The following is an 18,886-nucleotide window of genomic DNA, read 5'->3' as shown; positions in this document are numbered from 1 at the left end:
GACGCGACGGGTCGGCGTCAGGGGGTCACTTCGGGGGCATCCGGATGCCGCCGTCGAGGCGGACGGTCTCGCCGTTCATGTAGGAGTTGGTGAGGCATTCGATGACCATCGAGGCCAGCTCGTCGCCGGTGCCGAGGCGCTTGGGGAACAGCACGTTGGAGCCGAGGTTGGCCTTGAACGCCTCGGAGTCGGGGCCCTCGCCGTAGATCGGGGTGTCGATGAGGCCGGGAGCGACGGTGTTGAGGCGGATGCCGGAGGCCGACAGGTCGCGGGCGACCGGGAGGGTCATGCCGACGACGCCGCCCTTGGAGGCGGAGTAGGACGCCTGGCCGATCTGGCCGTCGAAGGCGGCGACCGAGGCGAGGTTGACGATGGCGCCGCGGCAGCCGTCGGCGTCGGGCTCGTTCTGGCTCATCACGGTGGCGGCCTGGCGCACGACGTCGAAGGTGCCGATCAGGTTGATCGCGATGACCTTGGTGAAGGCCTCCAGCGAGTGGGCCGACTCGAGCTGGCCGTCGCGACCGATGGTGCGCTGGGCCCAGCCGATGCCGGCCGAGTTGACGACCGCACGCAACGGCGCGATGTCGGCGGCGGCCTTGACGGCGCCGGCGATCTGCTCGGTGTTGGTGACGTCGACGTGGGCGAAGACGCCCTTGATCTCCTCGGCCAGGGCCTCGCCCTTGTCGGCCTGGAGGTCGGCCACCACGACGGTGACCCCGAGGGCGGCGAGCTGGCGGGCGGCCGCGGCACCGATGCCGGAGGCGCCGCCGGTGACGAGGGCAGAAGATCCACTGAGGTCCATGCCGCGGAGCATAGCAACCGTGACACCGATGGTGTCAGCGTCTGTGAGCACGCCGGCTGCGCCGGTCCGGCCGGGTGGCGGGAGGCCTGCGGCTCACGGTGGTCCTCAGAGCGAGGTCGAACCCCGCGCCACGATGACGGCCGGTCCGCGCATCAGCACCCGGCCCTCGGCGGTGCGGCTGATCGTGACCGTGCCGCCGGGCTGCTCGACCCGGCAGGTCATCTCGCCCTCCCCCGGCATCGCCGCGACCGCGACGGCGCACGCACCGGTGCCGCAGGCCTGCGTCTCGCCCGAGCCGCGCTCGTGGACCCGCATCGCCACGTCACCCTCGCCGCGGCGTACGACGAACTCGACGTTGACGCCGTAGGGATAGACCTCCGCGTCGTACGACGGCGCCTCGAGCAGCGCGCCGGCGTCGGCGAGGTCGTCGACGAAGGCGACGGCGTGGGGGTTGCCGACGTCGACGTGGGTGGCCGTCCAGGTGCGCTCGCCCACGGAGACCTCGGTCTCGCCGAGCACCCGCGGCACCCCCATGTCGACGGTGACCTGGTCGCCGTCGACAGTGACGACCTTGACGCCGTCGCGGGTGTCGACCTCGAACGGAGCACCGCTCTCGGCCAGGCCCTCCTGGACCAGGTGGAGGGCGAAGACCCGGATGCCGTTGCCGCACATCTCGGCGATCGAGCCGTCGGCGTTGCGGTAGTCCATGAACCACCGGCCGTCGTTGCGCACGACACGCAGCACGCCGTCGCCGCCGAGGCCTCCCCGCCGGTCGCACAGCGCGCGGACCCGTGCGGCGTCGAGGTCGCCGTGCAGCGCCTGGTCGTGGTCGGGCAGCAGGACGAAGTCGTTGTGGGTGCCGTGGCCCTTGAGGAACGGGTAGCTCGTCGCGCTCACGAGTAGAGGCCCTGGCCGTAGTTCTCGGGGCGGTAGTAGTCGTCGAGCTCGGCGAGCGACAGCTCGCTGGCCTCGACGTCGTGGGCGATCACCGCGCGGCGGGGCACGACACCGTCGGCGTCCCAGGTCTCGGGCTGCCACAGCCCCGACCTCATGAACGCCTTGGCGCAGTGGAAGAAGACCTCCTCGACGTCGACGACGACCGCCAGCAGCGGGCGGTGGCCCTTGACGACCATCTCGTCGAAGAACGGCGCGTCGGACACCAGCCGGGCGCGGCCGTTGACCCGCAGGGTGTCGCCGCGCCCGGGGATGAGGAAGTGGAGCCCGACGTGGGGGTTGGCCAGGATGTTCTTGTAACCGTCGGCGCGCTTGTTGCCGGGTCGCTCGGCCAGGGCGATCGTCGTGTCGTCGAGCACGTGGACCAGCTGCCCGGCCGGGTCGCCCTTGGGCGAGGCGTCGCACCGGCCGTCGGCGTCGGCGGTGGCCATCACGCAGAACGGCGACGCGGCCAGCCACAGCCGGTCGACGTCGAGCAGGGCCGCCCTTCCCTTGTCGCGCGCGCGGGGGTGGGGTTCACCGAGCAGGGCGACGAGGCCGTCGACGTCGCTGATCTCGGTCCAGGTCGTCTGGTCGGCGGTGCTGCTCACGCGGTCCACCGTACCGAGGTCGCTACTTCAGCCCGGGGTGGCTGCGGGTCAGCAACGGCAGCAGCAGCGAGCGGGGGGTGACCTGGGAGACCGCGGCGGCGACCCGGTTGGCGGTGCCGGGGATGACGACCAGGCGGCCCTTGTCGAGGCCCTCGACGCCGACCCGGGCGACCTCGGTCGCCGAGACCCACATCACCGGCGGGAGCGCGGCCTTGGCCTCCTCGTCGGTGAAGCCGGCGCGCTCGCCGAACCCGGTCTCGACCGGTCCCGGGCACAGGGTGGTCGCGGTGACGCCGGTGCCCTTGAGCTCGCCGGCCAGGCTCTGGGTGTAGGAGAGGACGAACACCTTCGACGCGCCGTACCCGGCCTGACCGGGCAGCGGCTGGAAGGCCGCCGTCGACGCGACGTTGAGCACGCCGCCCCGACCCCGCGCGACCATCCCGGGCAGGAACCGCGAGCACAGGTCGACCACGGCCATCACGTCGAGCTCGACCATCCCCATCTCGGCGACCGGGTCGGACGCGGCGACCGGGCCGAGGGTGGAGTGACCGGCGTTGTTGACCAGGACCTCGGCGGTCAGCCCGCGACCCTCGATCGCGCCGAGGAGCCCGGCCCGGGCACCGCGGTCGGTGAGGTCGGCGGCGATGACCTCGACCCGCACGCCCTCGCCACGCAGCTCGGTCGCGAGTGCCTCGAGCTTGGCGACCGACCGGGCCACGAGGGTGACACCGTGGCCGCGGCGGGCCAGCTGGCGGGCGATCTCGGCGCCGATGCCTGAGGAGGCCCCGGTGACGACGGCGGTGCGGTCGGGCGCAGGGGAGGGCAGCGTCATGCCGCTGAGCGTAGGGGCCGGGCGGACCACCCGGGGGGACCGCCGCTCAGTGGACGGCGGGCACACCCGCCCCGTCCTGTGCCGTGACCCGCCCCGGCATCAGGAGCGCGAGCACCAGCACGGCGACGCCGAGCACCGCGCCGACGCCGAAGCCCCACCGCATCCCGCCGACCAGGGCGTGCACCCCGTCGGAGCCCGAGTCCAGCAGCGAGGTCGACCGGGCGGTCAGCACGGCGACGACGATCGCCGTACCGGCGGCCGCGGCGACCTGCTGCAGCGCGCCGAGCGTGGAGCTGCCGTGGGAGTAGAGGTGGGGCGGCAGCGACCCGAGGCTCAGGGTGAACACCGGGGTGAAGACCAGCGCCAGCGACACCATCAGCAGCACGTGGACCGGCAGCACCAGCCACACCGACTGCTCGGCCGTCACCTGGGTGAGGAGTGTCAACGCGGCCAGGATGCCCACGGCGCCGGGCACCAGCAGCGGCCGGCCGCCGACCCGGTCGTAGATCTTGCCGACCTGTGGGCCCAGCAGGCCCATCGCGAGACCACCGGGCATCACCATCAGCCCCGAGCGGAGCTCGTCGAGGCCGTGCACGTCCTGCAGGTAGAAGGGCAGCAGGATCATCGAGCCGAGCATCGCCATGAACGCGACCGACATCAGCAGCAGCCCGATGGTGAAGGTGCGGTGGCGCAGGGTCCGCAGGTCGAGCAGCGGGGTGCCGGTGCGCTGCAGCGACAGCTGGCGCAGCACGAACGCGACGATCGCCGTGACGCCGACGCCCAGGGCGAGCCAGGCCCGCCAGGTGGCCCCGTCGGGACCGCCGAGCTCGGACAGGCCGAAGACGAGCGGGCCGAAGCCGAGGGCGGACAGCGCGACGCTGGTCCAGTCGACGTCGCCCGGACGGGTCTCGCCGACGTCGGTGAGCCGGCGCAGCCCCGCGAGCGCGATGGCCACCGAGACCGGCAGCACCAGGAAGAACATCCAGCGCCAGGAGGCGACGTCGAGCACGACGCCGGAGACGGTGGGACCGAGCGCCGGTGCGACCGACATGGCCAGGGTGACGTTGCCCATCACGCGGCCCCGGTCCTGCTCGCGCACGATCGTCATCAGGGTGGTCATCAGCAGCGGCATCATGATGGCGGTGCCGGCGGCCTGCACGATGCGCCCGGCGAGCAGCACCTCGAAGCTCGGGGCGAGGCCGCACAGCAGGGTGCCCGTGGCGAAGACCGTCATGGCCGCCCCGAACGCCTGGCGGGTGGTGACGCGCTGCAGGAACCAGCCGGTGACCGGGATGACGACCGCCATCGTCAGCATGAACGCGCTCGTCAGCCACTGCGCCGTCGACTTGGCGATGTCGAGCTCGGTGGTCAGGCGCGGGATCGCGTTGATCATGATCGTCTCGTTGAGGATCACGATGAACGTCGCGGCGACCAGCCAGCGCAGCACGCCGTAGTCGGGGGCAGCGTCGGGGGCGGTGTCGGGGGCGGCGTCGGGGGCGTGCCCGGTCACGGGACCGGGGGTCTCGGGCGTCGTCGTCATGGTGGGGTCGACCCTCTCAGGAGGCCGGACTCATCGGCATCTCGTTTTCTGTCGCTCACCACGTGGTGGGGCGGCCGAGCACGTCGTAGGTGGCGACGAGGAACGCCCCGTTGCGTTCGGCTGCGCGCAGGCGCAGGTCGAAGCGGCCCGGGAGCAGCGGGCGCCCCGAACCCAGGGTCACCGGTGCGATCGAGACCTCGGCCTCGTCGAGCATGCCGGCGTCGGCGAGGTCGGCGGCCAGCCCTCCGCCGCCGACCACCCAGACGTCTCGGCCCGCCGCGGCCACCTCGATCGCGGAGCGGTGCCCTCCCGGCGTACCGGACACGAAGCGGACGCTCTCCGCCAGCGGCTCCCAGGTGCGGTGGGTGAAGACGAAGCAGGGGATCTCGTAGGGCCAGGGCTCACCGGTGTCAGCCAGGTGGTCGACGAGCCAGCCGTAGGTCGTGGCTCCCATCACCGTCGCCCCGATGCCGGTCATGAAGGTGTCGTGGTGGGCGGGGTCGTCCTGCTCCTGGACGAACAGCCAGGCCAGCGAGTCGTGCTCGTCGGCGAGGAAGCCGTCGAGGCTGGCGGCGGTGTAGTAGCGGTAGCGGGTCATCGGTTGCTCCTCAGCCAGGTGATGGGGTCGCCGTCGTCGACCTGGTGGCCGCCGGCGCGCAGCATCAGGCGCACGAGCTGACGGCGGTGGGCGGCGTAGGTCAGCACGTGGGCCAGGACGCTGCTCATCACGAAGCTCTCGGGCGGGTCGCACAGCGCGTCGACCAGGACGTCGTCCCAGGCGCCACGGCGGTCGACGTCGCGCCAGACGCTGCGCCAGCGAGGAGCGACGGCGTCGTGGCGGGCGACCAGCGAGGCCAGCTCGTCGCTGCCGTGCTCGGGGGTGTCGGCCCCCTCGAGCGCGGCCAGCCAGACCTCCTTGGACCACACGAGGTGGTCGAGCACCGCGGCCACCGAGGCCTCCTCGCCGTCCCAGGCCAGGACCGTGGCGCCGGGGAGCTGCTCGCGGCGGTAGTCGTCAGTGGACAGGGCCGACGCCCCGTCGAGCAGGGCCCGGGTGTCGTCGAGGTCGTGGCCGACCATGAGGTCGGTGACGGGGTTCATGGGCTGCTCCGTGGTGTGGACCCACAGCGACGTGGGCGGGTGGAAGTGGATGCCGTTGGGGGCCGGCAGCCAGTGGTCGGCGTCCTTCGGCGTCGCGCTGGGCGGGTGCCCGAACGCGCGGGCGAAGGCGCGGGCGAACCCCTCGACGGACTCGTAGCCGGCCGCGAACGCCGCGTCGGTGACGCTGCTCCCCCGCCGCAGCTGCCAGGCCGCGCGCTCGAGCATCACCCGGCGCCGCATGGCCACCGGCGGCTCGCCGGCGCCGCGGCTCAGCTGGCGGCTGAAGTGGAACGGCGAGGCGTGGGCGCGCCCGGCCATGTGGTCCAGCGACGTGCTCTCCTCGTCGAGCACCGCGTCGAGCAGCTCGCGCAGGCGGTCGCGTCCGGTCTCCATGACCTCAGTCTGCGGGGCGTCGTACGCCGCGCGCCCGACCGAAATTGCTCTCGTCGGTCAGAGCTGCCCTCAGCGCGAAGCCACCGCACCCACCGCAGCCACCGCGCGCTCGACGCGGTCGGGGGCGTCGTGGGGCACCCAGACGATGCGGGGGTCCTTGGTCCACCAGCCCATCTGGCGCCGGGCGAAGCGGCGGGTCGCGAAGACGGTGCGGTCGCGGGCCTCGTCGAGGCTGATCTCACCGGCCAGGTGGGCGGCGGCCTGGGCGTAGCCGATCGCGCGCGACGCGGTGCGCCCCTGCGCCAGCCCCTCGTCGAGCAGCCTCTCGACCTCGGCGACCAGGCCGCCGTCGGGCCCGTCGTACATCTCGTGGACACGTTGCTCGATGCGGGCGTCGAGGACTGCGCGGTCGATCTCGACGCCGACCTGCACCGTGCGGGGGTCGCGGTAGGTCAGGTGCGGCAGCGACGCCGAGTAGGGCCGCCCGGTGATCTCGATGACCTCGAGCGCGCGGACCGTGCGCCGTCCGTTCTCGGGCAGCATCCGCGCCGCGGCCTCGGGGTCGACCTCGGCCAGCCGGTCGAAGAGGGCGGCGGGACCGACGGCCTCGAGCTCGGCCTCCCAGCGGGCCCGGACGGAGTCGTCGGTGGCCGGGAACTCGAAGTCGTCGAGGATCGCCCGCGTGTAGAGCGCGGAGCCGCCCACCAGCACCGGTGTCGCACGGCGTGCGCGCAGCTCGGCGACGACCTCGCGGGCCCAACCCTGGAACTGCGCGACGGTGGCCGGCTCCCGCACCGACAGCCGGTCGAGCAGGTGGTGCGGGATGCCGCGCCGCTCGGCGGGGGCGAGCTTGGCCGTCCCGACGTCCATGCCGCGGTAGACCTGCATCGCGTCGGTGTTGACGACCTCGCCCCCGAGCCGCTCGGCCAGGTCGAGGGACAGGCTCGTCTTGCCCGCCGCGGTCGGCCCGACGACCGCCACGATCGGGGGATCGACGTGCGCGGGCATGTCAGTAGTGTGGCAACGACCCATCCCCGTCCCTCAGGAGGATCCCGTGGGCTTCATGGACGACATCAAGGGCAAGCTCGAGGACGCCGTCGACGAGCACGGCGACAAGATCGCCGACGGCATCGACAAGGCCGCCGACCTCGCCGACGACAAGACCGGCGGCAAGCACCACGACAAGATCGCCGGTGCGACCGACAAGGCCAAGGACGCCCTCGACGGGCTCGACGGCAAGAACGACGACATCCGGTGACGCAGCCCGTCCCCGAGGAGTCCAACGAGGCCTACGACCTCGACGAGGCACCGCCCGGCGAGCACGACTCCCAGGCGCCCGACGCCTCAGACGCCACCGACGCCACGACGTCCGGCGAGGTCACGCAGGAGGAGAACGCCGAGACCTCGCTCGACCAGCCGTCGCAGTGAGCGCGCCGTGAGCACGGTCGAGGGCTACACCCCGCAGTACGCCGCCGACCACGGCCGGTTCGTCGTGGTCCCGGCCTCCTACGTCTTCCTGCTGCGTGACGGCCAGGACGGCACCGAGGTGCTGCTGCAGCTGCGTCGCAACACCGGCTACATGGACGACCACTGGGCCGCCGCGGCGGCCGGGCACGTCGAGCGCGGCGAGACCGCGGTCGAGGCCGCGCGCCGCGAGGCCCTCGAGGAGGTCGACGTGACCGACCTCGACCTGCAGTTCGTCACGTCGATGCAGCGCACGCGCCACGACCTGGCGATCGACGAGCGGATCGACTTCTTCTTCACCGCCCGCTCCTGGACCGGTGAGCCGCGCATCGTCGAGCCGACCAAGTGCGCCGACCTGCGGTGGTGGCCGCTGGCCGCCCTGCCCGAGCCCGTCGTACCCCACGAACGGGTGGTGCTGACCGGCCTGCGCGAGGGCAGCATCGATCCCTACACCAGCTTCGGTTTCTGAGCCGACGCGTCTGGAGGCACCATGTCCGAGACCGACCCGGCCCTGAGCGACCTGGGGCCCAAGCCCGATGCCGAGATCGAGCCCGGCGAGCCCAACCCCGGCGGTGCCGACGCGGTGCCGCAGGGCGACGGTGTCGACGGTGAGGCCGCCGACGCCGACCCGGTGCCGCGCGACCTCGACCCCGACAACAACCCGGTGACCGGCGAGCTGCCGCTGGCGGTCACGCAGGGCGAGGACACCTCGACCGAGGCGACCAAGGGCGACGGCGGCGAGGACGACGACGGGCAGGGCTCGCAGGAGTCGCCGGTATGAGCGACCACGACCCCTACGACCTCACCGAGTCCGACCAGGACACCGACGGCTCCATGGGTGTCAGCTCCGAGACCGTCGGCCCCACGGGCCCCGGTCAGGTCGGCACCACCGGCACCCGCGACGTCGGACCGGCTCACCGCGACCCGGACGAGGACGTCGCGCCCGAGCAGTCCGCCGGTGGGGTGGAGACCAACCCCGACCCCGCCGGTCCGCCCAAGTCGGGCTACTCCAGCAGCGACCCGCGCTCGACGTGAGCGTCGGGCGTCGTAGCCGGACGTACACAACTGCATCCTGAGCGCCCGGCTCACGCTCGCTCAGGCGGCGCAACCGCAGTAGCGGCACACCTTTGTACGTTCGGCTACGGCGGCCGTAAGGATCTCGGATGCAGGTCTCGAACGGGTGGGCCGCTTTCGCGGTCGCCCGCGCGGCGAGCCGGCGCATCCGCCGCGCGTGCGGTCCGCGGACGTCGCGTATCAGGGCGACGAGTCGTCGATGGCTGTAGCCCGACCTGAGGGCTGAGTCGAAGACGCAGAGCGCCTCGTCGTCGAGCAGGAAGCGGCCGCAGTCGACCATCGCGCACCCGCTCCTCCACAGGCCGGTGGATCAGCGCAACGAGCGCGTCTCCAACGCCGTCTCGACGGCGGTGCCGTCGGGGCCGCGCTCGACGAAGTAGGCCAGGGCCCCGTCGCGCTCGCTGAGCGCCTCGACCATCTCGGTGTCGTGGTAGAGCACGCCGGCGCCGTCGTCGGTGGCGTAGCCCGCGGGCAGGTCGCCCGACGCGATGAGCGACTGGAAGAGCGGACGGCGCTGCTCCTCGGAGTCGTAGTGGACGCCGTTGGAGTAGGGCAGGAAGCCCAGCCCGTTGGTGATCGGGCGCAGGTCGGGGCCGAAGGAGTCGGTGGTGCCGCCCTGGTGCCAGCAGATCGAGCCGGCGCTGACGCCGGTGAGCACGACCCCGGCCTCCCACGCGGCGCGCATCGCGTCGCCGACGCCGTGCAGCTCCCACATCGCCAGGAGTCCGGCGACACTGCCGCCGAAGACCCACACGACGTCCTGGGCGAGCAGGTGCGCGGTGATGTCGGCGACGTTGGGCATGGAGAACAGCTGGACGTGCGAGCCGTGCCAGCCCTCCTCGACGGTCATGTCGTAGAAGTTGCGGATGCCCTCGGCGGAGTCGCCGCCGGCGGTGCCGAGGTAGCAGACCCGCGGCGCCCGTCCGGTCACGCCCGACAGCTCCACCGCGTGGTGGGTGAGCGGGCCGACGGACCACTTGGTCCTCGTGCCGTAGTCGATGCCGCCTGAGGTGGCGAGGATGGTGGGACGGTCGGCGGGCATCGGCAGAGGTTACGTGCAGGTCGGCGCTTCGGACACCCCTACGGGTATCCCGACCGTCGGCATCCCGAGGACCACGCCGGTCGACGTCGGCGGCGGAGCCAGCGTGCGCGCCTCCCACGCGTCGCCCGACCGCGTACGCCGGGTGCTGACGACCCGGTCGGCGACGAGGTGGTGCGGGGCGGCGTAGGTGATCTCGACGGTGACCGAGTCGCCCGGCCGCACGGCCTCGTCCGGCCCCTCGGGGGCGGCGAAGTGCACCAGGCGGTTGTCGGGCCCGCGACCGGAGAGACGCTTGGTCTCGGTGTCCTTGCGGCCCTCGCCCTCGGAGACCATGAGCTCGACCGTGCGCCCGACCAGGGCCAAGCTCTCGGTCCAGGCGACGTCGTTGACCAGCGTGACGAGCCGGTCGTAGCGGTCGCGCAGCACGTCGGCGGGCACCTGGTCGTCCATGGTCGCGGCGGGGGTGCCGGGGCGCTTGGAGTACTGGAAGGTGAAAGCCCCCGCGAACCGGGCCTGGCGCACGACGTCCATCGTGGCCAGGTGGTCCTCCTCGGTCTCGCCGGGGAAGCCGACGATGATGTCGGTGGTGATCGCGGCGTCGGGGATCGCGGCGCGGACCCGCTCGATGATGCCGAGGTACTTGTCGCGACGGTAGGAGCGGCGCATCAGTCGCAGCAGCCGGTCGGAGCCCGACTGCAGCGGCATGTGCAGCTGCGGCATGACGTTGGGCGTCTCGGCCATCGCCTCGATGACGTCGTCGGTGAACTCGGCCGGGTGCGGACTGGTGAAGCGCACCCGCTCGAGGCCGTCGATCGAGCCGCAGGCGCGCAGCAGCTTGGAGAAGGCCTGCCGGTCGCCGAACTCGACGCCGTAGGCGTTGACGTTCTGGCCGAGCAGGGTGACCTCGCTGACGCCCTCGGCGACCAGCGCCTCGATCTCGGCGAGCACGTCGCCGGGACGACGGTCCTTCTCCTTGCCGCGCAGCGCCGGCACGATGCAGAACGTGCAGGTGTTGTTGCACCCCACGGAGACCGACACCCAGGCGGCGTAGGCGCTGTCGCGCTTGGTCGGCAGCGTCGACGGGAACACCTCGAGCGACTCGAGGATCTCGACCTGCGCCTCCTCCTGCGAGCGGGCGCGGTCGAGCAGGGCGGGCAGCGAGCCGATGTTGTGGGTGCCGAAGACGACGTCGACGTACGGCGCCCGCTCGGTGATCGTGGCGCGGTCCTTCTGCGCCAAGCAGCCGCCGACCGCGATCTGCATCGAGGGGTTCTTGGCCTTGACCGGCGCGAGGTGCGACAGGTTGCCGTAGAGCTTGTTGTCGGCGTTCTCGCGCACCGCGCAGGTGTTGAAGACCACCACGTCGGCCTGCTCGCCCGCGGGCGCCGGCGTGTAGCCCGCCCCCTCGAGCAACCCGCTGAGCCGCTCGGAGTCGTGGACGTTCATCTGGCACCCGTAGGTCTTGACCTCGTAGGTGCGCGGCTCGGGGGCGGCATCGGTGGCTGGCATGACAGTGGCCAAGCGTACGGCGGTCGCGCGCGTCGGCCGGAATCACCGGAACCGGACGCCACGGTGGGCCGCGCGGCCCACGCGGGTCAGGCGCTGCGACCCCACTGCAACGAGGCGAAGACCAGCAGCGCGCCCCCGAAGAAGAAGGTCAGTCGGTCGTGGACCAGCAGGCCGATGACGAGGAACACGATGCCGGGGTAGAGCATCACCGGGACACGGCTCAGCACCGTACGGCGCTCGGGGTCGCTCACTCCCCCACCTTAGGCGCCCGCGGCGGCGTCATCCCCGGGGCTAGGGTCGACGCATGACGGCTCCGGTCACGGGTGACGGCGGTGACCGGCGACCACTGCTCGTGCTCAAGGGCGTCCACAAGTGGTACGGCGACCTGCACGTGCTCGACGACGTCAACCTGTCGGTGCGGCACGGCGAGGTGGTCGTCGTGATCGGCCCGTCCGGGTCGGGCAAGTCGACGCTGTGCCGGACGATCAACCGCCTCGAGACCATCGACCGGGGCACGATCACCCTCGACGGCCGACCCCTGCCCCAGGAGGGCAAGGCCCTGGCCGGTCTGCGCGCCGAGGTCGGGATGGTGTTCCAGTCCTTCAACCTCTTCGCCCACAAGACCATCCTCGAGAACGTCACGCTCGGGCCGGTGAAGGTCCGCAAGCACCCGAGGGCCGAGGCGGAGAAGGACGCCCGCGTGCTCCTCGAGCGCGTCGGCGTGGGGCCGCAGGCCGACAAGTACCCCGCCCAGCTCTCGGGCGGCCAGCAGCAGCGCGTCGCGATCGCCCGGGCCCTCGCGATGCAGCCCAAGGTGATGCTCTTCGACGAGCCGACCTCGGCGCTGGACCCCGAGATGATCAAGGAGGTCCTCGACGTCATGGTGGACCTGGCCGCGCACGGGATGACGATGGTCGTCGTCACCCACGAGATGGGCTTCGCCCGCACCGCGGCCGACCGCGTCGTGTTCATGGCCGACGGCGTGATCGTGGAGGAGGACACCCCCGGGGCGTTCTTCACCGGCCCCCGCAGCGACCGGGCCAGGGACTTCCTCGGCACGATCCTCAAGCGCTAGCCGTGGCAGCCCGTAGGCCTCACGCCTTCTTCGGGGTCACCCACAGCTTGATGACGCCCTCGATGACGACGGTCCCGTCGTCGCGCACGCCCTTGACCCGCACGGGCACGTGGGGGTCGTCACCGGTCCACTGCTCGGGGTCGGTCTCGGCGGTGCAGGTGATGTCGCTGGTCGCCTTCGCGGTGTAGGCGATGTCCATGCCCTCGGGGATCCAGCGCTTGTCGGCCGGGATGGTGGCCTCGGCCAGCGCCCCCATGGCGGCCTCGAGGCCGTTGCACAACGCGATCGCGTGGACGGTGCCGAGATGGTTGTGCACCCCGCGCCGCTTGGGGATGACCAGCTCGGCGTAGTCGGGACGGATCTCGACGAAGCGCGGGCGGATCGTGGCGAAGTACGGCGCCTTCTGGCTGAACGCGATCGAGAACAGGCGCTTGCCGACGCTGCTGCCGACGACAGGAAGACCGCTCGCGGAGCGCCACAGGGAGAGGACCTGGCTCATGCCCGCCACATTACCGCACAGTAACTTCGAGACTCCGTCTCGGTCCGCCCACGTCGGTCGAGGAGGTTGCGCCGGCAACCGTACGAGACGACCCGACCGGCGGCAGCACGACGAGGCAGCGCGGGCACGCCGCGCGAGGCCGACCCGGGGCACAGGTGCCCGGACCACAGACCGAACCGACCCCACGGCGCACGTCGCGTCCGGTGGCCCGCCGCGCGGGTCCGGCCCGCCGTACCAGGCCGCGGCAGCGCTACCAGGCAGCGCGGGCCGGCCGCGCGAGGCGACCGGTAAGCGGCCAGACTAAGACAGCGCGAGAAAGAGCTTCTCGAGGCTGTCGAGCTTCTCGGGGGTGACGTCGCCGCCGTCGTCGACGCTGGTGCGCCACTCGGCGGCGACCATGGCGAACCCTGCGCGGTCGAGCGCGCTGGAGACGGCCTTGATCTGGGTGATCACCGAGGCGAGGTCGCGCTCCTCCTCGATCATGCGGAGCACCCCGGCCAGCTGGCCCTGGGCGCGCTTGACCCTGTTGACGACCGCGGTGCGGTCGGTACGAGCAGCCATCGTTGTCATCGTCCTTTGCGGGTCCGGCGGGGGGGTGCCGGAGCAGGCTCGGGTCCTCCTGTGGACGGCGAGTCACCAGACCAACGCACTAACCCCCCGGGGGTTACGGCACCCTTCGGGGCGAAGGCGTCAGCAGCTCGACCCGGTTGCCGTGCGGATCGCGCACGTGGACCCGCACGAATCCCTCGAGGCTGTCGCGCTCCGACCGGTCGACCTCGCACCCGAGCGACGCCACGCGAGCGGCCACGGCGTCCAGGGTCGCGACGTCGTCGACCAGCAGTGCCGGGTGCGCCTTGCGGGCCGGCACGAAGGGCTCCTCGACGCCGACGTGGATCTCGGCCGCCACGTCGCCGTGCGCGTCGTGGGCCCGGAACCAGGCTCCCCCGCGCCCGCTCAGGGCCACGGGCTTGTCGACCTCGACGAGCCCCAGCGCCCCGGCGTAGAAGGCCCGGGCGGCGTCCTCGCCGCCGGGCGGGCACGCGACCTGCACGTGGTGCAGCCTCATCGCGCGCCTCCCGGCACCTGCGCGACGGCGAAGATGCGACGGAAGGGCAGCACGACGGTCCCGTCGTCGCGCACGGGGTACGCCGCCGCGAGCCGGCGCCGGAGCTCTGTCTCGAAGGCGGGGCGCAGCTCGTCGGGCAGGGCCTGCAGCGTCGGCCGGGCGCCGGTGGCGCTGACCCAGGTGAAGACGGGCTCGGGGCCGCGCAGGACGTGCAGGTAGGTCGTCTCCCACACGTCGACGTCGCAGCCGAGCGCCGTGAGCGCGTCGAGGTAGGTGACCGGGTCGTGACTCAGCGGCACCGCGACACCGTCGGTGTGGGCGGCGTACGGCGCCTCGGCGGCGAGCTGGGCGCGCAGGATGTGGCTCGGCTCGCCGACGTTGCCCGGCACCTGGAAGGCCAGCCAGCCGCCGGGGGTGGTCGCGGCGACCAGTGCTGGCAGCGCGTCGAGGTGGTCGGGCAGCCACTGCAGGGTGGCGTTGCAGACCACGACGTCAGCGCTACCGGTGTGGGCCCAGGCCCGCAGGTCGCCGACCTCGAAGGCGAGCTCGGGCTCGGCCTCGTGGGCGCGGTCGATCATCTCGGGACTGCTGTCGATGCCGGTGACGCTCGCGTCCGGCCAGCGGGCGGCCAGGAGCGCGGTGAGGTTGCCCGGCCCGCAACCGAGGTCGACGACCGAGGCAGGAGCGGTAGCGCCCACGCGGGCCAGCAGGTCGACGAACGGACGGCCGCGCTCGGCGGCGTAGGTCAGGTAGCGGTCGGGGTCCCAGGTGTGCGGTCTCTTCATCACAAGACTCTTGATATCAAGATTCTTGACTCCTGGCTAGACTGGTCCCATGATCGAGCGCACGCGGGACGAGGTCGACGACCTCGTCGACGCCTGGGCGCGCGAGCGCTCCGACCTCGACCTCGACCCGGTAGCGGTCTTCTCGCGGATCTCCCGGCTGGCGCGCCACCTCGACCTGGCCCGGCGCGAGGCGTTCAGTGCTCACGCGATCGAGTCGTGGGAGTTCGACGTGCTGGCGGCCCTGCGTCGCGCGGGGGCGCCGTACGAGCTGTCGCCGGGGCGGCTGCTGCGCGAGACCCTCGTGACCAGCGGCACCATGACCAACCGCGTCGACCGGTTGGCCGCGCGCGGGCTCGTCGAGCGCTACCCCGACCCCGAGGACCGCCGCGGCGTGATCGTGCGGCTCACCCCCGACGGCAAGGCGGCCGTCGACGGGGCGTTCGAGGCGCTGCTCGACGCCGAGCGCGCCCTGCTGGCCGACCTCCCCCCGCGCGACCAGGCCCGGCTCGCGGTCCTCCTGCGCACCCTGCTGGCTCCCTTCTCCGCGACCGATCCGGGATAGTCGTGGACGTTCTGCACGCGTGCAGAACGTCCACGACTATCGCGGGCGGGTGCTACTCGAGGACCTCGGCCACCTCGAGCCACTCGAGCTCGACGGCGTCCTTCTCGGCCAGGACGGTCTGGAGCTCGGCGGAGATCGTGGCGATGCGCTCGTAGTCGGTGCCGGCGGCCAGGACGGCGGCGTTGAGCTCCTCCTCGCGCGCCATCAGGCGCTGGAGCTGCTTGTCGAGGCGGGCGACGGCCTTGCGGGCGGCGCGCTCCTCGGCCGAGCCGGCCTTGGCCTTGGACGACGTCGGGGCGGTCGTGGCCGTGGGGGTGACGGCGGCGGGCTGGGCCGCGCGACGCTCGAGGTACTCGTCGACCCCGCGCGGCAGCATCGACAGCGTGCCGTCGCCGAGCAGCGCCCAGACGGAGTCGGTGACGCGCTCGAGGAAGTAGCGGTCGTGCGAGACGACGACCAGGGTGCCGGGCCAACCGTCGAGGAAGTCCTCCAGGACGGTGAGGGTCTCGATGTCGAGGTCGTTGGTGGGCTCGTCGAGCAGCAGCACGTTGGGCTCGGTGAGCAGCAGCTTGAGCAGCTGGAAGCGACGCCGCTCACCACCCGAGAGGTCGCCCAGGCGTGCGGTGAGCTTGTCGCCGGTGAAGCCGAACCGCTCGAGCATCGAGGTCGCGGTGATCTCGCCGTCCTTGGTGACCGTGACCCGGCGGATCGCCTCGACGGTCGGCAGCACGCGTCCCGTCGGGTCGACGTCGTCGAGGGCCTGGGTGAGGTGCTGCAGGGCGACGGTCTTGCCGAGCTTGACCCGCCCCGCGTTGGGCTGCAGCGCACCCGAGAGCAGCGAGAGCACCGAGGTCTTGCCCGCGCCGTTGACGCCGACGATGCCGACCCGGTCGCCCGGGCCCAGTCGCCACGTGGCGTCGGTGAGCAGGCGTCGCTCGCCTCGCTGGAGGTCGGCGTGCTCCATGTCGATGACGTCCTTGCCGAGCCGCTGCGTGGCGAACCTCTGCAGCTCGAGCCGGTCGCGGGGCGCGGGGACGTCCTCGATGAGCCGGTTGGCGGCGTCGATGCGGAACTTGGGCTTCGCCGTACGGGCGGGGGCGCCGCGGCGCAGCCACGCGAGCTCCTTGCGCGCAAGGTTCTGCCGGCGGGTCTCGGTGGCGTCGGCCTGGCGCGACCGCTCGGCCTTGGCCAGCACGAACGCCGCGTAGCCGCCCTCGTAGACGTCGACCTGCCCGTCGTGGACCTCCCAGGTGAACTGGCAGACCTCGTCGAGGAACCACCGGTCGTGGGTGACCACGACGAGCGCGGAGGTACGGCGCTTGAGGTGGTCGGCCAGCCAGGCGACGGCCTCGACGTCGAGGTGGTTGGTGGGCTCGTCGAGCACGATCAGCTCGTGGTCGCCGAGCAGCAGCGCGGCCAGGGCGCAGCGGCGCCGCTCGCCGCCCGACAGCCCGTGCACCGACCGGTCGAGCTCGACGCCGGCGAGCAGCTCGGTGACGATGCCGCGCAGGGTGGCGTCCGCGGCCCACTCGTGGTCCTGGAGGCCACCCAGCACCGCCTCGCGCACCGAGTGGGTGTCGTCGAGCTCGTCGCCCTGGTGGAGGTAGCCGACCAGCAGGCCGCGGCTGCGCGAGACCCGGCCGGTGTCGGCCTCCTCGAGGCCGGTCATCACCTCGAGCAGGGTCGTCTTGCCGTCGCCGTTGCGGCCGACGATGCCGATGCGGTCACCGGCCCCGATGCCGAGGGAGACCTCGGTGAGCAGCGGGCGGACGCCGTAGGACTTGGAGACGCCCTCGAGGTTGAGGAGGTTAGACATAGGAGGGCACCACGTGCGATCCGGCCACGGCGCCGTTGGCGACGAGGACCTCGGGGTGGCCGGTGCGCAGGAGGGCACCGGCCAGGTCTCGGGCGTGGTCCGCCGACTCGCAGAGGAAGACCACGGAGGGGCCCGACCCGGACACCAGGCCGCGCAGCGCGCCCTCGGACTCGCCGCGCGTGATCAGCGTGCCGAGCTCAGGACGCAGGTCGATCGCGGGGTCCTGCAGGTCGTTGCGCAGGGCGCGGGCCAGGCTCAGGGGCTGCCCGGTGCGCAGGGCGTCGAGGACGGCCTCGGCGTCGGGCGGGGTCGGGTCGGCGTCGGGGTGGAGCTTGTCGAAGTGGCGGTAGACGGCCGGTGTCGAGAGCCCGTTCCTGCTGGGGACCAGGACCCACCACCAGGTGCCGACGTCGGTCACCGCCTCGACGACCTCGCCGCGCCCGGTGCCCAGCGCCGTACCGCCGAGGAGGGCGAAGGGCACGTCGCTGCCGAGCTCGGCGGCGATGCGGAGCAGGTCGGCGTCGGTGGTGCCGAGGCCGTGGAGCCGGTCGAGGGCGACCAGCGCGGCGGCGGCGTCGGCCGAGCCGCCGGCCAGGCCCCCGGCGACCGGGATGGACTTCTCGACCACCAGGCGCCCCGTGAGCTCGCGACCGTGGTGACGGCCCAGGAGCACGGCGGCGCGGTGGGCCAGGTTGTCGCCGTCGACCGGGACGGTGGCGGCGTCGACCCAGTCGGCGACCGAGAGCTCGAGGGAGAGCTCGTCGGCGGCGTGGGCGGTGAGGTCGTCGCACAGCCCGATCGCCTGGTAGACGGTCGTCAGCGGGTGGAAGCCGTCCTCGCGAGCGGCGCCCACGCCGAGGTGGAGGTTGATCTTGGCGGCGGCGCGCACGGTGACGGTGGTGGGGGTCGTCATCAGGCGGCCCTCAGCCCCGCCGCGAGGCTGGCGAACTGCTCGACGGTGAGCATCTCGCCGCGCGCCAGCGGGTCGATGCCCGCCGCGTCGAGCGCGTGGTCGACGCGCTCACCGTCGGCCAGCGAGCGCAGCGCGCCGCGCAGGGCCTTGCGGCGGTGGGCGAAGGCGGCGTCGACGACGGCGAACACCTCCTCGCGCGAGGCGGTCGTTGGCGGCGGGGCGCGGTGCACCCACGCCACCAGGCCCGAGTCGACGTTGGGAGCGGGCCAGAAGACGTTGCGGCCGATGGCCCCGGCGCGGCGGACGTCGGCGTACCAGGCGGCCTTGACCGACGGGACGCCGTAGGTCTTGCTGCCGGGCGGGGCGGCCAGCCGGTCGGCGACCTCGGCCTGCACCATCACCAGGCCGCGCTCGAGGCTGGGCAGCAGGGCCAGCAGGTGCAGCAGCACGGGCACCGAGACGTTGTAGGGCAGGTTGGCGACCAGGGCGGTCGGCTGCGGGTCGGGCAGCGCGGTCACGCGCAACGCGTCGGCGTGGACCAGCTCGAAGGCGCCGACCTGGTCGGGGGCGTGCTCGGCGATGGTCTCGGGCAGCAGCGCCGCGAGCTTGTCGTCGATCTCGACGGCGACCACCCGGCGCGCCACGTCGAGCAGCGCCAGCGTGAGCGACCCGAGGCCGGGGCCGACCTCGAGCACGACGTCGTCGCCGGTGATGCCCGACTCGCGCACGATGCGGCGCACGGTGTTGCCGTCGATGACGAAGTTCTGGCCCTTCTGCTTGGTCGGCCGCAGGTCGAGCGCAGCCGCCAGACGACGTACGTCGGCCGCCCCGAGCAATCTCGGAGCGGCCGACGTCATGGGTGCCAGGCT

25 protein-coding genes are annotated in these 18,886 nt (G+C 72.7%); 7 read left to right on the top strand and 18 right to left on the bottom strand.

Annotated elements, in window-relative coordinates; genetic code table 11:
• Positions 1 to 25 precede the first annotated feature (25 nt).
• The 8 genes from FZC61_RS09375 to miaA form a co-directional block, all read right to left on the bottom strand.
• The gene (locus FZC61_RS09375; RefSeq protein ID WP_148613863.1) at positions 26 to 802 is read right to left on the bottom strand and encodes an SDR family NAD(P)-dependent oxidoreductase; all 777 of its coding nucleotides are present in this window, start codon (positions 800 to 802) and stop codon (positions 26 to 28) included.
• A gap of 105 nt (positions 803 to 907) precedes the next feature.
• Complete coding sequence (gene dapF, locus FZC61_RS09370; protein ID WP_148613862.1) at positions 908 to 1,699, bottom strand: diaminopimelate epimerase; 792 nt, start codon at positions 1,697 to 1,699, stop codon at positions 908 to 910.
• Positions 1,696 to 2,346, bottom strand: coding sequence for an MSMEG_1061 family FMN-dependent PPOX-type flavoprotein (locus FZC61_RS09365; protein WP_148613861.1), 651 nt, complete (start codon positions 2,344 to 2,346; stop codon positions 1,696 to 1,698). Before FZC61_RS09365 ends, dapF begins: the two co-directional genes overlap by 4 nt.
• Positions 2,347 to 2,368: 22 nt before the next feature.
• The gene (locus FZC61_RS09360) at positions 2,369 to 3,178 is read right to left on the bottom strand and encodes an SDR family NAD(P)-dependent oxidoreductase (RefSeq protein WP_148613860.1); all 810 of its coding nucleotides are present in this window, start codon (positions 3,176 to 3,178) and stop codon (positions 2,369 to 2,371) included.
• 46 nt (positions 3,179 to 3,224) lie between these two features.
• A complete protein-coding gene (locus FZC61_RS09355; protein WP_148613859.1) occupies positions 3,225 to 4,718 on the bottom strand; it encodes an MDR family MFS transporter in 1,494 nt (497 codons plus the stop codon).
• A gap of 55 nt (positions 4,719 to 4,773) precedes the next feature.
• Positions 4,774 to 5,316: a dihydrofolate reductase family protein gene (locus FZC61_RS09350; protein WP_148613858.1), complete on the bottom strand. Its 543-nt coding sequence runs from the start codon at positions 5,314 to 5,316 to the stop codon at positions 4,774 to 4,776.
• On the bottom strand, positions 5,313 to 6,212 hold the full coding sequence (locus FZC61_RS09345; RefSeq protein ID WP_148613857.1) for a helix-turn-helix domain-containing protein: 900 nt from the start codon (positions 6,210 to 6,212) through the stop codon (positions 5,313 to 5,315). The genes FZC61_RS09350 and FZC61_RS09345 overlap by 4 nt, the downstream gene beginning before the upstream one ends.
• Before the next feature lie 69 nt (positions 6,213 to 6,281).
• A complete protein-coding gene (gene miaA / locus FZC61_RS09340; RefSeq protein ID WP_148613856.1) occupies positions 6,282 to 7,220 on the bottom strand; it encodes a tRNA (adenosine(37)-N6)-dimethylallyltransferase MiaA in 939 nt (312 codons plus the stop codon).
• A 55-nt stretch (positions 7,221 to 7,275) separates the two neighbouring features.
• Here miaA and FZC61_RS09335 point away from each other — a divergent pair, with 55 nt between their 5' ends.
• The 5 genes from FZC61_RS09335 to FZC61_RS09320 are packed head-to-tail and all read left to right on the top strand — an operon-like array spanning position 7,276 to position 8,711.
• Positions 7,276 to 7,470: an antitoxin gene (locus tag FZC61_RS09335; RefSeq protein ID WP_211357192.1), complete on the top strand. Its 195-nt coding sequence runs from the start codon at positions 7,276 to 7,278 to the stop codon at positions 7,468 to 7,470.
• The gene (locus tag FZC61_RS23025; RefSeq protein WP_170286044.1) at positions 7,467 to 7,640 is read left to right on the top strand and encodes a hypothetical protein; all 174 of its coding nucleotides are present in this window, start codon (positions 7,467 to 7,469) and stop codon (positions 7,638 to 7,640) included. Before FZC61_RS09335 ends, FZC61_RS23025 begins: the two co-directional genes overlap by 4 nt.
• Positions 7,641 to 7,647: 7 nt before the next feature.
• Complete coding sequence (locus FZC61_RS09330) at positions 7,648 to 8,145, top strand: NUDIX hydrolase (protein ID WP_148613854.1); 498 nt, start codon at positions 7,648 to 7,650, stop codon at positions 8,143 to 8,145.
• 21 nt (positions 8,146 to 8,166) lie between these two features.
• On the top strand, positions 8,167 to 8,457 hold the full coding sequence (locus FZC61_RS09325; RefSeq protein ID WP_148613853.1) for a hypothetical protein: 291 nt from the start codon (positions 8,167 to 8,169) through the stop codon (positions 8,455 to 8,457).
• Positions 8,454 to 8,711 carry a hypothetical protein gene (locus tag FZC61_RS09320; RefSeq protein ID WP_148613852.1) on the top strand — a complete coding sequence of 86 codons (258 nt, stop codon included), beginning with the start codon at positions 8,454 to 8,456 and terminating at the stop codon, positions 8,709 to 8,711. The genes FZC61_RS09325 and FZC61_RS09320 overlap by 4 nt, the downstream gene beginning before the upstream one ends.
• Before the next feature lie 349 nt (positions 8,712 to 9,060).
• On the opposite strand, the gene FZC61_RS09315 is transcribed toward FZC61_RS09320, so the two are convergent.
• The 3 genes from FZC61_RS09315 to FZC61_RS23020 form a co-directional block, all read right to left on the bottom strand.
• Complete coding sequence (locus FZC61_RS09315; RefSeq protein ID WP_148613851.1) at positions 9,061 to 9,792, bottom strand: Type 1 glutamine amidotransferase-like domain-containing protein; 732 nt, start codon at positions 9,790 to 9,792, stop codon at positions 9,061 to 9,063.
• 9 nt (positions 9,793 to 9,801) lie between these two features.
• Positions 9,802 to 11,301 carry a tRNA (N6-isopentenyl adenosine(37)-C2)-methylthiotransferase MiaB gene (gene miaB / locus FZC61_RS09310; protein ID WP_148613850.1) on the bottom strand — a complete coding sequence of 500 codons (1,500 nt, stop codon included), beginning with the start codon at positions 11,299 to 11,301 and terminating at the stop codon, positions 9,802 to 9,804.
• An 86-nt stretch (positions 11,302 to 11,387) separates the two neighbouring features.
• Positions 11,388 to 11,552, bottom strand: coding sequence for a hypothetical protein (locus FZC61_RS23020; RefSeq protein ID WP_170286043.1), 165 nt, complete (start codon positions 11,550 to 11,552; stop codon positions 11,388 to 11,390).
• A gap of 53 nt (positions 11,553 to 11,605) precedes the next feature.
• Between FZC61_RS23020 and FZC61_RS09305 the strand changes: the two genes are divergently transcribed.
• A complete protein-coding gene (locus tag FZC61_RS09305; RefSeq protein ID WP_148613849.1) occupies positions 11,606 to 12,376 on the top strand; it encodes an amino acid ABC transporter ATP-binding protein in 771 nt (256 codons plus the stop codon).
• 19 nt (positions 12,377 to 12,395) lie between these two features.
• Here FZC61_RS09305 and FZC61_RS09300 read toward each other — a convergent pair whose 3' ends face one another.
• The 4 genes from FZC61_RS09300 to FZC61_RS09285 all read right to left on the bottom strand — a co-directional run bounded on the left by FZC61_RS09300 (position 12,396) and on the right by FZC61_RS09285 (position 14,726).
• Positions 12,396 to 12,875, bottom strand: a complete 480-nt coding sequence (locus tag FZC61_RS09300) for a hotdog fold domain-containing protein (RefSeq protein WP_148613848.1) — start codon at positions 12,873 to 12,875, stop codon at positions 12,396 to 12,398.
• A 300-nt stretch (positions 12,876 to 13,175) separates the two neighbouring features.
• Entirely contained in the window at positions 13,176 to 13,436 is a 261-nt protein-coding gene (locus tag FZC61_RS09295) for a metal-sensitive transcriptional regulator (RefSeq protein WP_148613847.1), read from the bottom strand.
• A gap of 103 nt (positions 13,437 to 13,539) precedes the next feature.
• Positions 13,540 to 13,941: a VOC family protein gene (locus tag FZC61_RS09290; RefSeq protein ID WP_148613846.1), complete on the bottom strand. Its 402-nt coding sequence runs from the start codon at positions 13,939 to 13,941 to the stop codon at positions 13,540 to 13,542.
• Entirely contained in the window at positions 13,938 to 14,726 is a 789-nt protein-coding gene (locus FZC61_RS09285; protein ID WP_148613845.1) for a methyltransferase domain-containing protein, read from the bottom strand. The genes FZC61_RS09290 and FZC61_RS09285 overlap by 4 nt, the downstream gene beginning before the upstream one ends.
• Positions 14,727 to 14,775: 49 nt before the next feature.
• Between FZC61_RS09285 and FZC61_RS09280 the strand changes: the two genes are divergently transcribed.
• Positions 14,776 to 15,288 carry a MarR family winged helix-turn-helix transcriptional regulator gene (locus tag FZC61_RS09280; protein WP_148613844.1) on the top strand — a complete coding sequence of 171 codons (513 nt, stop codon included), beginning with the start codon at positions 14,776 to 14,778 and terminating at the stop codon, positions 15,286 to 15,288.
• Positions 15,289 to 15,340: 52 nt separating this feature from the next.
• Here the strand turns inward: FZC61_RS09280 and FZC61_RS09275 are convergent, their stop codons facing one another.
• From FZC61_RS09275 to rsmA, 3 genes are read right to left on the bottom strand one after another with little or no spacing between them, the layout of a single operon-like run.
• Entirely contained in the window at positions 15,341 to 17,104 is a 1,764-nt protein-coding gene (locus FZC61_RS09275) for an ABC-F family ATP-binding cassette domain-containing protein (RefSeq protein WP_148613843.1), read from the bottom strand.
• Positions 17,097 to 18,017 (bottom strand): 4-(cytidine 5'-diphospho)-2-C-methyl-D-erythritol kinase, encoded by a 921-nt coding sequence (locus tag FZC61_RS09270; protein WP_148613842.1) that lies wholly within the window; start codon positions 18,015 to 18,017, stop codon positions 17,097 to 17,099. Before FZC61_RS09270 ends, FZC61_RS09275 begins: the two co-directional genes overlap by 8 nt.
• Positions 18,017 to 18,874 (bottom strand): 16S rRNA (adenine(1518)-N(6)/adenine(1519)-N(6))-dimethyltransferase RsmA, encoded by an 858-nt coding sequence (rsmA, locus tag FZC61_RS09265; RefSeq protein WP_148613841.1) that lies wholly within the window; start codon positions 18,872 to 18,874, stop codon positions 18,017 to 18,019. The genes FZC61_RS09270 and rsmA overlap by 1 nt, the downstream gene beginning before the upstream one ends.
• Positions 18,875 to 18,886 lie beyond the last annotated feature (12 nt).

It is taken from the genome of Nocardioides rubriscoriae, from assembly GCF_008087085.1.
In the GTDB taxonomy this organism is placed as follows: Bacteria; Actinomycetota; Actinomycetes; order Propionibacteriales; family Nocardioidaceae; genus Nocardioides; species Nocardioides rubriscoriae.
Note: the sequence above shows the minus strand (reverse complement) of the source record. Positions and strands in the feature narration are given on the sequence as shown.

Excerpts from the sequence above, each read along its gene's own strand:
- FZC61_RS09375 (WP_148613863.1), bottom strand. The coding sequence starts at position 802 with ATGGACCTCAGTGGATCTTCTGCCCTCGTCACCGGCGGCGCCTCCGGC.
- FZC61_RS09360 (WP_148613860.1), bottom strand. The coding sequence starts at position 3,178 with ATGACGCTGCCCTCCCCTGCGCCCGACCGCACCGCCGTCGTCACCGGG.
- FZC61_RS09355 (WP_148613859.1), bottom strand. The coding sequence starts at position 4,718 with ATGACGACGACGCCCGAGACCCCCGGTCCCGTGACCGGGCACGCCCCC.
- FZC61_RS09350 (WP_148613858.1), bottom strand. The coding sequence starts at position 5,316 with ATGACCCGCTACCGCTACTACACCGCCGCCAGCCTCGACGGCTTCCTC.
- FZC61_RS09345 (WP_148613857.1), bottom strand. The coding sequence starts at position 6,212 with ATGGAGACCGGACGCGACCGCCTGCGCGAGCTGCTCGACGCGGTGCTC.
- miaA (WP_148613856.1), bottom strand. The coding sequence starts at position 7,220 with ATGCCCGCGCACGTCGATCCCCCGATCGTGGCGGTCGTCGGGCCGACC.
- FZC61_RS09335 (WP_211357192.1), top strand. The coding sequence starts at position 7,276 with ATGGACGACATCAAGGGCAAGCTCGAGGACGCCGTCGACGAGCACGGC.
- FZC61_RS09325 (WP_148613853.1), top strand. The coding sequence starts at position 8,167 with ATGTCCGAGACCGACCCGGCCCTGAGCGACCTGGGGCCCAAGCCCGAT.
- FZC61_RS09320 (WP_148613852.1), top strand. The coding sequence starts at position 8,454 with ATGAGCGACCACGACCCCTACGACCTCACCGAGTCCGACCAGGACACC.
- FZC61_RS09315 (WP_148613851.1), bottom strand. The coding sequence starts at position 9,792 with ATGCCCGCCGACCGTCCCACCATCCTCGCCACCTCAGGCGGCATCGAC.
- miaB (WP_148613850.1), bottom strand. The coding sequence starts at position 11,301 with ATGCCAGCCACCGATGCCGCCCCCGAGCCGCGCACCTACGAGGTCAAG.
- FZC61_RS09305 (WP_148613849.1), top strand. The coding sequence starts at position 11,606 with ATGACGGCTCCGGTCACGGGTGACGGCGGTGACCGGCGACCACTGCTC.
- FZC61_RS09300 (WP_148613848.1), bottom strand. The coding sequence starts at position 12,875 with ATGAGCCAGGTCCTCTCCCTGTGGCGCTCCGCGAGCGGTCTTCCTGTC.
- FZC61_RS09295 (WP_148613847.1), bottom strand. The coding sequence starts at position 13,436 with ATGGCTGCTCGTACCGACCGCACCGCGGTCGTCAACAGGGTCAAGCGC.
- FZC61_RS09290 (WP_148613846.1), bottom strand. The coding sequence starts at position 13,941 with ATGAGGCTGCACCACGTGCAGGTCGCGTGCCCGCCCGGCGGCGAGGAC.
- FZC61_RS09285 (WP_148613845.1), bottom strand. The coding sequence starts at position 14,726 with ATGAAGAGACCGCACACCTGGGACCCCGACCGCTACCTGACCTACGCC.
- FZC61_RS09280 (WP_148613844.1), top strand. The coding sequence starts at position 14,776 with ATGATCGAGCGCACGCGGGACGAGGTCGACGACCTCGTCGACGCCTGG.
- FZC61_RS09275 (WP_148613843.1), bottom strand. The coding sequence starts at position 17,104 with ATGTCTAACCTCCTCAACCTCGAGGGCGTCTCCAAGTCCTACGGCGTC.
- FZC61_RS09270 (WP_148613842.1), bottom strand. The coding sequence starts at position 18,017 with ATGACGACCCCCACCACCGTCACCGTGCGCGCCGCCGCCAAGATCAAC.
- rsmA (WP_148613841.1), bottom strand. The coding sequence starts at position 18,874 with ATGACGTCGGCCGCTCCGAGATTGCTCGGGGCGGCCGACGTACGTCGT.